This is a genomic window from Paraglaciecola sp. G1-13 (assembly GCF_055809255.1).
In genome coordinates, this window is the sequence record NZ_CM147903.1 from 2,512,846 (window position 1) to 2,527,541 (window position 14,696).

The window sequence follows — 14,696 nt, forward strand, 5'->3', positions numbered from 1 at the left end:
AATCCTCTCTTAAACGTAAGGTAACATGCGTTGAATCAACGCTGTGTCAGCTACATGGGCCAATTTCTTGCCACGAAGGTGACGTTTACGCTTAGAGCTCTTTTTAGTCAAAATATGACGCAAGTGAGACTGCTTGCTTTTGAAACGACCTGAAGCGGTTTTTCTAAAACGCTTGGCGGCTCCACGGTTTGTTTTCATTTTAGGCATTGCTAAAACTCCGCATTGTTAATGACTAAACTGCTTTGCAGAAACAGTAAGTCGTAGTTACATAGTGTGTAATAAGGTGAGCTAGGGTGCAGTTCCCTGACTACTTGTAGACCTTGATTACTTCTTAATTGGGGCGAGCACCATGATCATCTGACGACCTTCAACCCGGTTAGGGAAGGATTCGCAGTTGGCAATATCTTCTAAATCAACTTTAACGCGATTAAGTAGATCAATACCGATATCTTGATGAGCCATTTCACGGCCGCGGAAGCGGATCGTTACTTTAGCCTTATCACCACCTTCTAGAAAGCGACGCAGGTTGCGCAGTTTTACCTGGTAATCGCCTTCATCAGTGCCAGGGCGAAATTTAATCTCCTTGACCTGAATTTGCTTTTGTTTCTTCTTTTGCTCTTTCTGAGCTTTACTCTTTTCGAAGATGAATTTTCCGTAATCCATTACCTTACATACAGGCGGTTCTGCATTAGGGCTAATTTCAACCAAATCTAAATTAGATTGCTCAGCCGTCTCGAGAGCTTCAGTGATTGATACAACGCCAATCTGCTCCCCATCCTTTCCAACCAAACGAACTTCATTTACTGTAATTTCTTCGTTAATACGAGCTTTGCCCGAATCTTTAGCCTTAATGTTAGCGCCTTTAATATGTTATTCCTCCACGAAATTTACTGAATTTGTTTGCTTTTGATCTGTTCACAAGCCAATTCAATGAAAGCATCGACCGACATCTTACCAAGATCATCGCCTTTGCGTGAACGTACTGCTACTTCGCCAGCTTCAATTTCTTTATCACCAACGACAAGCAAATACGGGACACGCCTAAGCGTGTGCTCGCGGATTTTAAAGCCTATCTTCTCATTTCTCAAGTCTGACTTGGCTCTAATTCCAATTTCTTTTAGTTTTTTCACTACTTTTTGCGCATATTCGCTCTGATTGTCAGTAATATTCATCACAACTGCTTGAGTAGGAGCTAACCAAAGTGGGAAGAAGCCTGAATACTCTTCTATCAAAATACCGATAAAACGCTCAAGTGAACCTAAAATTGCACGGTGGATCATAACCGGCACTTTACGTTCACCATCTTCAGCGACATAGGTTGAACCTAAACGACCAGGCATTGAGAAGTCCAACTGGACTGTGCCACACTGCCACGCTCTATCGAGGCAATCGTGCAATGTGAATTCTATCTTGGGACCATAGAATGCACCCTCGCCTGGCAAATATTGGAAATCAATCCCCTTTGACGTGAGTGCTTCTGCCAGTTCTTTTTCTGCTTTGTCCCATACTTCATCACTGCCCACTCGTTTTTCAGGACGAGTAGAGAGTTTTACAGAGATGTTCTCGAAACCGAATATTTTGTAGATTTCATAAACTGAATCAATACATCCACCTACTTCTGCCAATATTTGGTCATCGGTACAGAATATATGTGCATCATCTTGGGTAAAACCACGCACACGCATCAAGCCATGTAACGCACCAGATGGCTCGTTACGGTGACAACAGCCAAACTCGGCCATGCGCAACGGCAAATCACGATATGATTTAAGACCTTGATTAAAGATTTGTACGTGGCCTGGGCAGTTCATCGGCTTAACCGCATATTCACGCTTTTCTGATGTGGTAGTGAACATGTTTTCAGCGTACTTATCCCAGTGACCTGATTTTTCCCATAAAGAGCGGTCCATCATCAAAGGGGCTTTGACTTCATCGTATTCGTATTCACGTAATTTGCTGCGCACGAATTTTTCAAGCTCTGTGTATATGCTCCAACCATCGTTGTGCCAAAACACCATGCCAGGCGCTTCTTCTTGCCAATGGAATAAATCCAGCGCTTTACCAATTTTGCGGTGATCGCGCTTTTCAGCTTCTTCTAAACGATTCAAGTAAGCTTTAAGTTGTTTTTTATCAGCCCAAGCGGTGCCGTAAATTCGTTGCAACATTTTATTGTCGCTATCGCCACGCCAATAGGCACCTGCCACTTTCATTAGTTTAAAGTGCTGGCAAAAACGCATGTTAGGTACGTGTGGCCCGCGGCACATGTCCACGTACTCTTCATGATGATACAAACCAGGCGTAGCATCTTTTGGAATGTTCTCGTCTAGGATCTGCAGTTTATACTCTTCACCGCGTGCTTCAAATGTGTCTCTGGCTTCTTGCCAGCTAACGACTTTCTTAACCACATCGTAATTGGTTTTCGCCAATTCAAGCATGCGCTTTTCTAGCTTGACGAGATCTTCGTCGTTAAGAGAATGCTCCATATCAATGTCATAATAAAAGCCATTGTCAATCGTAGGACCAATTGCCATTTTGACGTCAGGCCATAATTGCTTGATTGCATGACCGATTAAATGCGCGCATGAGTGACGAATAATTTCTAAGCCATCTTCGTCTTTTGCAGTAATTATTTGCAACTGTGCGTCTTGCTCTATCAGGTCACAGGCATCAACACGAACGCCGTCTACTTTTCCAGCTATGGTGGCTTTGGCTAAACCAGGGCCAATATCATTTGCCACGTCTAGTACTGAAACTGCGTTATCGAATTGGCGTTGACTGCCGTCGGGAAGTGTAATTATGGGCATAATAATCCTTGTGCAGTGGTGACACCTACCAAGCGCCACATGCAAAATCTGAGTTGCGATTACATCGCGATAAAAAAATAAAAAAACACCTCTAATAGGTGTTTTGTCTGCTGTTCTGTTACGATCAAAACAGAATCGGGATTATAACGAAATTTGTTCAAACTATGCAATCGTCTTTCAGGCACTCTCTATTGGTAATATTTCTAAGTGCGAGCTTGTCTGAAGTCGGTCTTGCTCACGACCTGCTAGCTCAGCCTATTCTAGATTGGGAGCTTGCCACTACAAGCAACAATGTGGCCATTTACCAACAAGACACTGACAATGGCCACATTAAGGTGCGCGGTATAGTGCATGTTCATAATAGGCCTGAAGCATTTGTAGAAATGTTGGAACAAACACAGCTAGCGCCGAAGTGGATAGCCCATAATCAAGCCGTCCACTTACTCGAGGCAAACGATAATGTTCGCTTAGTACACAGCAAATTCGACGCACCTTGGCCTATTAGGGACAGGGACATGGTGACTCAATCCATTACCTATGTTGAACAAGGTAATGTGTATATCGATATTGTCGATGCGAGTGAGAAATATCCAGAATTAGAGAATTTTGTGCGGATAAAAGGCGTAAGTGGTCGTTGGATACTCAATGCGCACGCCAATCGTTTCACCTATATTGAGTATCAGGGACAAGCCAATCCCGGTGGCAATATTCCAATCTGGTTAGCCAACCGTACTTTAATATCCTCCATTCGTGAAACGTTTGAAAATATCGTACAACAGCTAGATAATCCCTCTTTAGTAGCACAAGATTAACCGCCAAGCTAAATCAACAGGTGCCATTCCTGTATTTTACATGTGTAATACACCCAGCGATAAGAATATTAACGGTTAAAGTAAACCTGAGATTGAGCGCCAATAATTACAGCCACCATGGAGCATTATGTCAACCAAAGTTGCCTTTATTACCGGTAGTGCCAAGCGTATAGGTGCATCTACCGCCACCTATCTACATAACAAAGGGTTTAACATTGTGCTGCATTGCCATCACTCTGTATCCGAAGCCGAAACCTTACTAGTCAATCTTAACAGTCAAAGGGAACATTCCGCGCGTTTAGTGGTTGCCAACCTGTGCGAAATCGACAACTTAGGTTTACTAGCAGAGCAAGTGGTTGGCGCTTTTGGGCGCTTAGATGTGCTAGTCAATAATGCGTCTTCGTTTTACCCTACCCCCGTGGGTGATATCACGCAAAACCACTGGCATGATTTATTTGGCAGTAATGTACAAGCGCCATTGTTTTTAGCACAGCATCTAGCTGGAAATCTGACCGTTAATAAAGGAGTCATTATTAACATGGTTGATATTCATGCCGACAGGCCACTTCAACAGCACACCGTTTATAGCATGGCAAAGTCAGCACTGGTCACTATGACCAAATCATTGGCCATTGAGTTAGCACCGGACATACGCGTTAATGCTGTTGCCCCTGGCGCAATTCTATGGCCCGAACAAGCGCTATCTGATGCTGACAAAAAACAGGTGTTGCAACAGATCCCTGCTAAAACCTTAGGCACACCAGAAGATATTGCTCAGGCTATCCATTATTTATGTGAAGCCAAATATGTGACAGGCCAGATCATTGCCGTGGATGGTGGGCGCAGTGTCGTGTCGAGCCATAAAGTTTGACCTAAAAAGATGACTTGGTGTCAGGCTACTCACTTCATGCTTAACCGGCTCACAATAGTATTGGCCCTGACCATAGCGACGGTAGGATGCGGGCGAAACGACATCAGTCATACGATGAACCAATACCAAGAGCGGATAGCCAATGTATTAGACGCCCCGTTCAATGCCTCAATACCAATCAAAGCTTCAGCCTCGCTGGTCTACCCTAGCAAACGATTATTGGTAAATGTAATCAACCCACCTCAGTTGGACGTAAAGCAATTTTTTGCCTTAAAGAAATGTGACCTGAGTGTATTGATAGCCCAGCGAAACACCCCGTTAGGGCGTATACAACCACCCTCAGTACGCTACCTTTATGAGCGTGAAGTGGTTGAGTCGTTATCACGCTGTAAGCTACTGATGCCAGAGTACAGCGCATTACTCGATGACTGGCTGGAGCATAAACTCACTGCCCTGCCATTGGTATGGGCAAATCTTATACAAATCAGTGATGAAACCATTAATGCCTTTAGTAATAACAGTGATTTTTTTAACTCAGTAAGCTCCACCGAGCTACATACAACAAAAAGTGCTTTATCGTATTTACTCGACGCAAATAGCCAACTAAGCTCAGCGCCAAATAGCCAAGAATTGGAGCGCTATTTGTCTCAACTCTCTAAGTCGCACTTACCGGCCAAAACATGGCGAACCCAATCGGTAATAAGAGAAGAATTAAATAGCACCACATTATGGTTACAAAAGCAGGACCTGTTTGAACAATGCAAGGATGGCCAACCAAGTCAGAAAATGAAGTATCTGAAAAACGTGTTTACCTTATTTTTTATCGAGAAAATTCAACCTATTGGCAGTGAACTAAACCGCGTGCATTATACGCTTTCACCGCTCTATCAAAAATTAAGTACAGAACCGAATTTAGCCCCGGCATTTCGCCAGTTTATCAACGCCCAAGGTGACGAGGGTTTTAACGCATATCAACTGGCGATGAAACACCATGTGGAATTTTGGCAAACAATTTTTAAGCATTGTGGCATTTCACCTCGCGTAAACTAACACCAAATGGCAGAAATGGGTGACGTGTCATCTGGGTAATGTGTCGCCACTTGTGCTTGCAGCAGTTCTGCACATGCCAATGCATCGGTTAACGCATTATGCTGTCGATAATAAGGCAAACGATAGCGAGAGCGACAATCAGTGAGTCGAATGGACGGCGTTTTCTGCCCTAACAAACTGCGCAGAAATGTACGTTTGATGGTGCGGGAAAAGCGCGCTTCTAAAGCCATTGTATCGATACACGGGAAAACAATTTCCTCACCGATATAATGCTTTAACGCTGAATTTAAAAAACGGACTTCAATATCTTTGTGATGAGCCACCACCACTTTTCCCTGCAAGTGCTGCAATAGCTCATCCAGAACTCTGTTGAATGACGGTGCATCCGCTACATCGGAGTGGGTAATACCGTGGATCACCACCGACTTAGTTTTTAATTCAGTATCGGGTTTGATTATCCAGTGCTGCGCCTCTTGGCAACGTATGCGCTTCACTGTCATTGCCACCAAACCAATACTGACAATACTATCCGTTTTGGGATTTAAACCTGTGGTTTCAAAATCTAGTGCGACCAAAGGGGCCTCTGCGATAGGGGTATCTGCACTTATTGTCCCATGGGCGTAATACTGTTTAAGCGCAGGATACTTTGCTTGTTTATGGCGTTTAGCAAACTCACCAGTCCAATTAAACCCTTTGCCGACAGGTTTATTATTTGGCGTATCCTGAAGCGCTTTTTTATCTAAATAAAACATCCAATGACCTTTTGCATTACAAGTGACGACCAGGTTGATACCGATACTTCATGTATTTTTGCGCATCGCTGAGAATTTGAAACGCGTCTCGCAGGTTTTTACGTTCAAAATCGGACAAATACTCTGGCTCAATGTCATTATCAGGGACACGTTTCATTTCCAAATCAAATGCTTGATGGCGAATGCGTACCATAGCAATAAACTCAAGTGCGTCACGTAAGTCGACTCCGCGGCCTGGGGGCAGAATTTTGGCATCAATCACACCATTGAGCCGTGAAAAGCTGTTACGCCCCTCAGCCCCGACCGACAAAGCATGCACCCGGATTAAGTCGGCAATGGGGGCTGTCCCCCTGCGCTTCATATTAATAGAGTTGGTTTGCCGTCCATCCGTTTCCATCACAAAGTCTTTAAAGAACCCTAAAGGCGGCGTACGCAGCAATGCGTTTCGCGCCATACATGCTAGAAAGCGGGAATTTTTAAAAGCTTTCTTACGAATGAGTCTATTTAGCGCGTCAGCCCATACTTTTTTCCCCCACACCCCATCTAAATCGAAAAATATTGCACTATGTAAAAGTGTTTCGGGTGTTGGCTTATCTATCCACTGGGTAAAATATTGCTCCCATATTTTTAATGGTTGACGCCATTTTTTGTTAGTTGCCATAATCCCGCCTTTGCAATAGGTATACCCACAGCGGTCTAAGCCGTCACACACAAAGTTGGCTAAATCATTAAAGTAAGCGTCATGCAATTTGGGCTCAAAGCGGTTATCGAGCACCAAGGCATTGTCTTGGTCTGTTACTATGAGCTGTTCGTCACGGGCCATAGAGCCAAGGGCGAGAAAACAATAAGGTATCGGCGGCGGGCCGAACTCTTCTTCCGCTAACTCCAGTAGGCGCTGCTTAAAACTGCGGCCGATAACCGCCATCGCACTGCCAATCATCTGCGAGTTAGCATCTTCATCTACCATGCGTGAAAAGCATGTTTGCACTTCATCCTTAAGCGCTGCGAGTTCATCAACGTTTTGCGCATTGAAAATACTTTTGACCACAAACAAACTGTTTTGTGATTCGTAACGCAGTATGTCTTGATGGCTTATTAAGCCAATGGGTTTCGATTTTCTGAGTACAGGTAAGTGCGTCACCTTGTGTTTTAACATCAGCATCATGGCTTCAAACACGTATTGGTTGCTTTGCACTATGGTGAGTTGCGTCGTCATGATGTCCGTCACCGGAGTGGATAAATCAAGTCCGTTAGCCACAAGTCGGCTTCGAATATCCACATCAGTAACGATCCCAATGACCGGCTCGTCATCTGAACTTGTATTATCGTTTAGGTACTCATTTGAAATGAGCAGAGAGGAGACCCCCTCTTCGGTCATGCGTAGTGCAGCATCTTGCACACTGGTATGCGGTGGCAAGATCAGCGGCAATTGCTCAATGAGCTTTTCCACCTTTACCGTTAACAACGCATTATTGTCCTTTTTATCTGGGCTGGATTCACGTAATCGGCTGCGATCTTCAACTTCTACGAAGTCAGCGAACTGCTCATCGTTGTCGAATAGATTATTAAACGTATCAGCGTCTATGAGGTAAACCAAGGTATCTTCAAGGGCAACGACAGGAAAACGCACCGGGCGGTTGCGCATTAGGGCCAATTCGCCAAAAAAGTTTCCTTCACCTAAACGGTTGTATAACTCGCCGTCACGACGGAACACCTCAACAGCACCGCTTCTGATCACAAACCAATGCGTGTTGTCTTGGCCAAAGGTGAGAATGGGTGAGCCTGCTTTGTAATAGGCGATTTCTACCCCAGACGCCACATGAGATAACTCAGGCGCCGCTAAGTCAGAAAACGGTTTATGTCGTTGCAAGAAGTCGGTAACTTCAACTTGTTCAGTGGCCATAGAGCAGCAATTCCTGTTGGAAATAGGCAATGAATAACAACTAACTGAGGCAGATTATACCGGTTAGTTGTATCGTGTAAAAACAACAAATCCAGCCTGATAGCTGGATTTGTATAATCAGATAAGCGACTTATCTTGGTTCAGACATCAAGCCTTTGACCATAGAGAATGCCGCAATGAGCAACACAATGGTGAACGGAAATCCCGTGGATACCGCCATAGCTTGAAGTGCAATAAGCCCGCCACCAAGTATCAGTGAAACAGCGACTAAACCTTCAAACACACACCAAAATACGCGCTGAGGTGTCGGCGCCTCTACCTTGCCACCAGCCGAGATAACATCAATCACCAAAGAGCCAGAGTCGGATGATGTCACAAAAAACACGATGACTAACACAATGGCCACAAACGAGGTGATATTGGCTAAAGGAAGCCCCTCAAGTACAGCAAACAATTGTAACGGTAGGTCAGCGTTTACCGCCGCTTGATAACCATCAACAACAACCTGCTGAATAGCAGTTCCGCCGAACACTGTCATCCAAAATACACAGGCAACTGATGGCACAAGCAGTACTGAAATAATGAACTCGCGAACCGTACGGCCTCGAGAAACCCGTGCGATAAACATCCCCACGAAAGGACTCCAGGAAATCCACCACGCCCAGTAAAAGGCAGTCCATCCCGTTGCGAACCCCGTATCTTCACGCCCTACTGGATTCGCCAATTCAGGTAAGTAACGAATATAAGATACCAAGTTGTCAAAAAAGCCCGTCAGGATGGCTATTGTCGGCCCGACAACAAGCACAAAGATAACTAGCAGCACTGCTAGGATCATATTAATTTCGGACAGCTTTTTAACGCCGGCATCAAGGCCTGCTACGACTGAAAACAATGCAAGTCCCGTTATTCCTAGTACTAACAATATTTCAGTCGTTTCACCTAAAGGTAAACCAAAAACCGAATGTAGGCCTGATGCGGCTTGAGATGCCCCTAGCCCCAATGATGTCGCTAAACCAAACAAGGTTGCCAAAATCGCTAAAATATCAATGATATGCCCAGGCCATCCCCATACTCTCTCGCCTAAAATAGGATAGAAGACCGAGCGAATGGTCAGCGGCAATCCCTTATTAAAAGAGAATAATGCCAAGCCTAATGCCATGATGGCGTAAATCGCCCATGGGTGGAGTGCCCAGTGATAAATCGTGGCGGCCATCGCCAGTTTTTGTGCAGCAACCGCGTCGCCGGCTGCGCCTCCTAGCGGAGCGTAATCGGTCCGAACACCATTCTCTAGCGTCGGTCCAGCAAAAGCAGTCCCGAAATGTCCCAATGGCTCACTAACGCCGTAATACATCAAACCTATGCCCATGCCTGCAGCAAACAGCATGGAGAACCAACCTAAGTAACTATAATCAGGTTTCGCTTCGGTGCCGCCCAAACGGACTCGCCCTAAAGGCGAAATGACCAATACCAAACATAGAATGACGAATATATTCGCCGCCCCCATGAAGAAGCCATCCAAATTACCCGTTAGCCAATTTCGAATATTACCGAAAAAGGGTTCGGCTTCCGCTTGAAATAATAATGTCAGCGCCACGAATGCGATAATCATTACCCCTGACACCGCAAAGACGCGGTTATGGATGTCTAATCCAAATGGACCAACACTGACCACGATATTGTCTTGTCCCACTTGATAATCGGTATCAATGGGGTTGACCTGTCCGTCCGGTATCATCGGATCTTTATTCTCTTTCATCGAAATGTCCTTTTTATTAACCTGTGTTTCAAAATATTTTGGAGTATGTGTAACTTATTAATATGCTTGAAATTTAATGCGTTTATCATCGTATTGATAAAAATAAACATAAATACCATCGCGCAATTATCTGTTAGAAGAAATTATCTATTAGAAATAGTACCCAATATTGATATTAAAGCGTTGCTCCGTTTCATCGGTATCACCCGCAGCGCTGCCCCCCACAAAAGGCTGATTCTTTGCGTGCACCAAATCGAAATAGGTAAATAACCCACCTGCCGCCACTGACATGCCCAACACATTCATCATGGTATCTTCGCTGTTGTCAGACTTGTCGTATACCAAACCAAAATTGTTGTAGAACTGCAGATCAGTTACAGGTCCGAAATCAACAGCCATGTCATAGGCAATGTTGAGTGTGGTTGATTTAGCATCAGCAGCAATTGAATCATAAAACGAATACGCGCCAACGGCTAAGCGGTCAGCCTCACCAATATCATAGTCATATTGACTGTGTTGAAATTGTAAATGCCAATTTCTGTATTGACTGCTGGTATGAAACGCCCACGCCTGATAATCCCCAGCGCGATTTTCACCGTTATGAATACCGCCTTGTAACGCAGACACCCCGACCTCAGTTTTCACCTCCCCGGTGGTAAAATGATAAGCAAAGCGACCTGCTAAGGTATTGTATTCCCCTAATCCTTCGGTCGGTTCATCGTAGATGCCATCACCTTGTGCTCGAATGCCAACAATATCATATGAATAGCGGTCTGATCGATTGTCTACGTAGCCATCAACTCCGCCGAGCTCATCATTTTTAAAGAACCCCACATCTAGCTGCCAGTTGTCAGCTACGCTACGTTTAAAGACCACGCCTAAATCAAAATCATCCTCTAAACCCAAGTAGTAGTTAGTGCTAAAGAAATAGTTCTGCGAATTATAAGCCTGATTACCAAATGGCACTTGAGTAATACCAGCTTGTACTTGCCAGTTCTCGCTGAATTGATAACCAGCATAGGCATATTTAACAGCTGTCATATAATCAAAAAAGCGAATTTCACCATTTAAAGTGACCCCCCCGACTTCGCCACTCATGTTGATGCGGAAAATATCAAAATCGAAGTCCCCACCTCGGTTCTTATTACCGTCATCATAAGAGGTATAACTGTAATTCGTTCGAATGGCACCGCCAAAGGTGATCCCATCGGTCGATTCAGGCTCTTCACGTTCGGTTTCAGCAGTGTTTGTTTCGACTTTCTTATCTTGCTGGGCTAAATCAACTGATTGAGTAGATTTTGCGTTGGATGACAGAGAGGGATTTGCCGCAGTATTAGTGGGCTTATTTTGGTTTTCCAGCTGTTCTAAGCGAGCTTGCAACGCTGAAATTTGTGCTTTTAGTGTCGCCAGTTCTTGTTCACTAACTTCTACAGCCGATGTGCTGAAAGAGCTCGCTATTGCACCTGATAATAGGGCTGGTCCGATACACTGTGTGAGTTTCATATTATGTCCTTTCACTGTAAAAATAAATGTATGTTCCTCTTTGCTAATTTTATTTTCGACGACAATTAAGCGCTGATGACCTTGTAAAGGCTGGTAATTACGAGTTCTAAGCCCTATTGCGGGTCACGCCATATCGGCCCAACTTTGGTCTTACCCATAACCAAGCACACGGGTTCTTTGCTTTTGTCATTTCTTATTATCGAGTGAGAGCCGCCTGCGCGGCATTTCTCTTTGTATCACTGGTCTCACACTTTTATCGTTATTGGCCACATTACGCAGTGGCCCTTAGTGATATTTCCCAAACGCGAAATCCCTTTTGGCTATTCTCCTACGCCCCATTCCTTCACTGCTAGATTCCAAATAGTAGGCTTCAAGCACGGGGCTTTGGGTACTGGGCTTTTGAGAATTTTGTAATTAAAATCTGTGCGCCATGTATTGAACGAGCAAGATATACACCACATGCTTTTGTGCTTAAATCGACCAAGAAAAATACATAGAGTTAGATCTATTAATTGAATAAAACATGAAGTCACAGGTGAGACCTCAGAAAAAATAACACTTAGTAGCAATTTAAACAGTATGATGAAAGTAGTATATCTGCTTCATCATTTTCACAGACCATATCAAAATTTCAAGTGAAATTTAAATTAAACCCTTTCAAAACAAGACTATATTCATATCCCCCATATCGCATCTTATGAAAATGTGAATTTTGTTATGAACTGATGAAAGGCTATAGTGCTAATTGTAACAATAATGAAAACGTTAATACTGGAGAGATAAATTAATTAGAGCACGAATTAATTTTACGAAATTAATGGCTAACAAAGTGCAGCAACCCATGCAGAAAAGGCTATAACAAAATCTTACTCGGTAATAATGAAACGCGATTGTAAAATATACAAAGAGGAGAGATGTAAAAACTGAAACATAAAGAAACATAAGGAAGTGGTGCGTCCGAGATGACTCGAACATCCGACCCCTACCATGTCAAGAGAACGCACGTCGTAATTTCAAATATCCCTTTGTAACTCCCCGTTAAACAATTCCACCTAAAACCCTTTATTTTATTGGCCTAAACACCTATCATCTGTATGTGGTCGTTGACTGATGTTATCTCGCGTTGGTGGTCACACTAAAATATTGTGCGACACCCGTGCGACATTAAACATAGGAAGTGTGCGACATGGCAACTTTAAAGGCAAAGTTAACCGATTCATTGCTAAAGAATATAGATCCTGAAATACGGCGTATTACCGATACCGAGGTCAAAGGATTTCATCTCAGGTTGGGTAAACCTAAGCCCGATGGTACCCGTTCGGGTGCTTACTATCTTTATTACCGAATCGGCGGCCGTGAAGGGTTTGAGCGCAATTATAAGATAGCTAGCCTTGATGAAAAAAACGTTACGCCAGCTAAAGCCCGAGACGAGGCGAAAATTTTACAAGGACGTATAAAAACAGGCGTTGATGTTTTCGCAGAACGCGAAGCTCGAGAGAAAGAATCTGCAGCACAAAAGAAGCTCGCTGACATAGTCGAATTAGAGCAAGTAAAGCAAGATTCTGAGACCGTTGAGTATCTACTATTAGAGTTCACAGAGCGGTACCTAAAACGCGAACGTAAGCGCCCAGAGAGCGCAATTAGCATATTCAACAATGATGTTATTCCACAGATAGGCAAAGTCCCGTTATCGAGTGTTACTAGCCGTTTAATTCTCAATGACTGTATCGATTTAATTGTAGATAGAGGCCACAAGCCACACGCACGTAAAACCCTAGCCCTAATCAAGCAAGCATTTCAGTTTGGCGTAGATAGAGGCTTGATAGAAATTAACCCTATTGCTAATACTTCGGTGACTTCAAACACTGGAAAGGAAATTGCTCGGGATCGATTCTTAGATGACGACGAGTTAAAGCAACTATTTATTGACTTGCCAAAAGTCGGAATCACAAGGCAAGTTCAGTTAGTAATAGAATTGCTCTGCTTAACTGGATGCAGAGTTCAAGAGTTAACCCTTGCCGAATGGTCGCATATCAACTTTGAAAAACGCATGTGGCACTTCCCGCCTGAGAACACCAAGAGCCGCCGCGGTGAAGAAAAGCCGCACTATGTGCCAATCAATGATGAAATTATTAAACGACTTAAAGAGCTATCAGTTCAGTTTGATTTTTTAGGCAGCAAGTATGTTTTCCCTTCGGTAACGAATAGAACGGGCTTACCTGGCACACAGCCGATTGATAAGCGCAGCGTTGCCCGGGCTATCAAACGCCATATTAGGCCTGATGACGTTGACGAACCTAAAGGTAGATTTATCAATGTTGCTGCATTCACGCCGCACGACTTTAGAAGAACGCTGCAGACGCATCTATCCAAAATGAAAGTCGATACCATTGTCACTGAAAAGTTACTCAACCATGAGCTAGCAGGAATGATGCGAGTTTATAACCAGCATGATTACATGGACGAACGCAGAGAAGCGTTAGAGCTTTGGGCCAACAAAATTAAGGAGTTAACAGCATGACCAATTTAGATAAAGCTAGGAAGTATGAAGATAAATGGAATTCTAAATCAATCTCTGGCGGACTTGTCGACTCCTTTAAATTTACAGACCAGCAAAGGATAATCCTAAGTGAAATCGTAAAATATGAAAACACTGATGCTCTATTAAGACAAACAGAGGAAATCATCACAGCTAAATTAAGAATTTCTGACACTCCTAGAACGAATAGAGCGAGCGAGACCAGGAGGTCGTTAGAATTAGCCAAAGGTCATTTATTGAACGCGATGAAGTACCTAAATGAGTTAGACCCATTATCGGCAGAAGCTTTGCCACAGTATATTTTTCTTGCTGAAAAAAATGAACACGGATATGCAGATCAACAATTAATACATGAATCACCGCTACGGAATTTAACTGCTTTAATTGCTGGTATTGAAAAATCCATGAGCACACTAACAGGATATGCGAGAAAAGATGAAATTAGCTTCTTGATTGTGGAGGTCGCTAGAATATTTCGTTCGCACGGATTGAAAGCCGCTTATACACTAGAAAGTAAATTCCATAGGTTTTTAATAGAATGCTTGGCGTCGATAGGCATTGAGAAAAAAAACATCTCCGACAAAATTAAGGAGTTATTAGACCAAGGGTAAAGTTGTCGAAAAGAATAACTTTACCCGTTATTTATTGCTCCACACACAAACTAACATATTTCCAGCGATTGACGCTAACCACTAATTACTGGAGA

Annotated in this window: 12 protein-coding genes; 5 read left to right on the top strand and 7 right to left on the bottom strand. The window is 43.6% G+C overall.

All coding sequences use genetic code 11. The features are described from left to right. Positions 1–9: 9 nt before the first annotated feature. The 3 genes from rpmI to thrS all read right to left on the bottom strand — a co-directional run bounded on the left by rpmI (position 10) and on the right by thrS (position 2,804). Entirely contained in the window at positions 10–207 is a 198-nt protein-coding gene (rpmI, locus tag AC0L6N_RS10540) for a 50S ribosomal protein L35 (protein WP_006991117.1), read from the bottom strand. Between the two features lie 117 nt (positions 208–324). Then, on the bottom strand, positions 325–852 hold the full coding sequence (infC, locus tag AC0L6N_RS10545; RefSeq protein ID WP_081429939.1) for a translation initiation factor IF-3: 528 nt from the start codon (positions 850–852) through the stop codon (positions 325–327). Positions 853–887: 35 nt separating this feature from the next. Beyond that, entirely contained in the window at positions 888–2,804 is a 1,917-nt protein-coding gene (thrS, locus tag AC0L6N_RS10550; RefSeq protein WP_473481103.1) for a threonine--tRNA ligase, read from the bottom strand. Between the two features lie 191 nt (positions 2,805–2,995). Here thrS and AC0L6N_RS10555 point away from each other — a divergent pair, with 191 nt between their 5' ends. From AC0L6N_RS10555 to AC0L6N_RS10565, 3 genes are all read left to right on the top strand, one after another. After that, positions 2,996–3,616: an START domain-containing protein gene (locus AC0L6N_RS10555; RefSeq protein WP_473481105.1), complete on the top strand. Its 621-nt coding sequence runs from the start codon at positions 2,996–2,998 to the stop codon at positions 3,614–3,616. Positions 3,617–3,743: 127 nt separating this feature from the next. Further along, positions 3,744–4,487 (top strand): pteridine reductase, encoded by a 744-nt coding sequence (locus AC0L6N_RS10560; RefSeq protein ID WP_473481107.1) that lies wholly within the window; start codon positions 3,744–3,746, stop codon positions 4,485–4,487. A 36-nt stretch (positions 4,488–4,523) separates the two neighbouring features. Further along, on the top strand, positions 4,524–5,537 hold the full coding sequence (locus AC0L6N_RS10565; protein ID WP_473481109.1) for a DUF3080 family protein: 1,014 nt from the start codon (positions 4,524–4,526) through the stop codon (positions 5,535–5,537). Here AC0L6N_RS10565 and AC0L6N_RS10570 read toward each other — a convergent pair. The 4 genes from AC0L6N_RS10570 to AC0L6N_RS10585 all read right to left on the bottom strand — a co-directional run bounded on the left by AC0L6N_RS10570 (position 5,534) and on the right by AC0L6N_RS10585 (position 11,451). Beyond that, on the bottom strand, positions 5,534–6,289 hold the full coding sequence (locus AC0L6N_RS10570) for a 3'-5' exonuclease (RefSeq protein WP_473481111.1): 756 nt from the start codon (positions 6,287–6,289) through the stop codon (positions 5,534–5,536). The two genes, AC0L6N_RS10565 and AC0L6N_RS10570, sit on opposite strands and share 4 nt — an antisense overlap. Positions 6,290–6,305: 16 nt before the next feature. After that, positions 6,306–8,192 (bottom strand): DUF294 nucleotidyltransferase-like domain-containing protein, encoded by a 1,887-nt coding sequence (locus AC0L6N_RS10575; protein WP_473481112.1) that lies wholly within the window; start codon positions 8,190–8,192, stop codon positions 6,306–6,308. A 130-nt stretch (positions 8,193–8,322) separates the two neighbouring features. Beyond that, the gene (locus AC0L6N_RS10580) at positions 8,323–9,948 is read right to left on the bottom strand and encodes a BCCT family transporter (protein ID WP_473481114.1); all 1,626 of its coding nucleotides are present in this window, start codon (positions 9,946–9,948) and stop codon (positions 8,323–8,325) included. A gap of 150 nt (positions 9,949–10,098) precedes the next feature. Next, positions 10,099–11,451, bottom strand: coding sequence for a porin (locus tag AC0L6N_RS10585; protein WP_473481115.1), 1,353 nt, complete (start codon positions 11,449–11,451; stop codon positions 10,099–10,101). Between the two features lie 1,186 nt (positions 11,452–12,637). On the opposite strand from AC0L6N_RS10585, the gene AC0L6N_RS10590 reads away from it, so the two are divergent. Then, positions 12,638–13,972, top strand: coding sequence for a tyrosine-type recombinase/integrase (locus AC0L6N_RS10590; protein WP_473481116.1), 1,335 nt, complete (start codon positions 12,638–12,640; stop codon positions 13,970–13,972). Then, positions 13,969–14,601 (top strand): hypothetical protein, encoded by a 633-nt coding sequence (locus tag AC0L6N_RS10595; protein ID WP_473481118.1) that lies wholly within the window; start codon positions 13,969–13,971, stop codon positions 14,599–14,601. The genes AC0L6N_RS10590 and AC0L6N_RS10595 overlap by 4 nt, the downstream gene beginning before the upstream one ends. Positions 14,602–14,696: the final 95 nt, after the last annotated feature.

What these genes read in the sequence shown, in the direction of transcription:
- AC0L6N_RS10585 (WP_473481115.1), bottom strand. Translation starts at nt 11,451, where the DNA reads ATGAAACTCACACAGTGTATCGGACCAGCCCTATTATCAGGTGCAATA.
- thrS (WP_473481103.1), bottom strand. Translation starts at nt 2,804, where the DNA reads ATGCCCATAATTACACTTCCCGACGGCAGTCAACGCCAATTCGATAAC.
- rpmI (WP_006991117.1), bottom strand. Translation starts at nt 207, where the DNA reads ATGCCTAAAATGAAAACAAACCGTGGAGCCGCCAAGCGTTTTAGAAAA.
- AC0L6N_RS10590 (WP_473481116.1), top strand. Translation starts at nt 12,638, where the DNA reads ATGGCAACTTTAAAGGCAAAGTTAACCGATTCATTGCTAAAGAATATA.
- AC0L6N_RS10570 (WP_473481111.1), bottom strand. Translation starts at nt 6,289, where the DNA reads ATGTTTTATTTAGATAAAAAAGCGCTTCAGGATACGCCAAATAATAAA.
- AC0L6N_RS10565 (WP_473481109.1), top strand. Translation starts at nt 4,524, where the DNA reads ATGCTTAACCGGCTCACAATAGTATTGGCCCTGACCATAGCGACGGTA.
- AC0L6N_RS10575 (WP_473481112.1), bottom strand. Translation starts at nt 8,192, where the DNA reads ATGGCCACTGAACAAGTTGAAGTTACCGACTTCTTGCAACGACATAAA.
- AC0L6N_RS10580 (WP_473481114.1), bottom strand. Translation starts at nt 9,948, where the DNA reads ATGAAAGAGAATAAAGATCCGATGATACCGGACGGACAGGTCAACCCC.
- AC0L6N_RS10595 (WP_473481118.1), top strand. Translation starts at nt 13,969, where the DNA reads ATGACCAATTTAGATAAAGCTAGGAAGTATGAAGATAAATGGAATTCT.
- AC0L6N_RS10560 (WP_473481107.1), top strand. Translation starts at nt 3,744, where the DNA reads ATGTCAACCAAAGTTGCCTTTATTACCGGTAGTGCCAAGCGTATAGGT.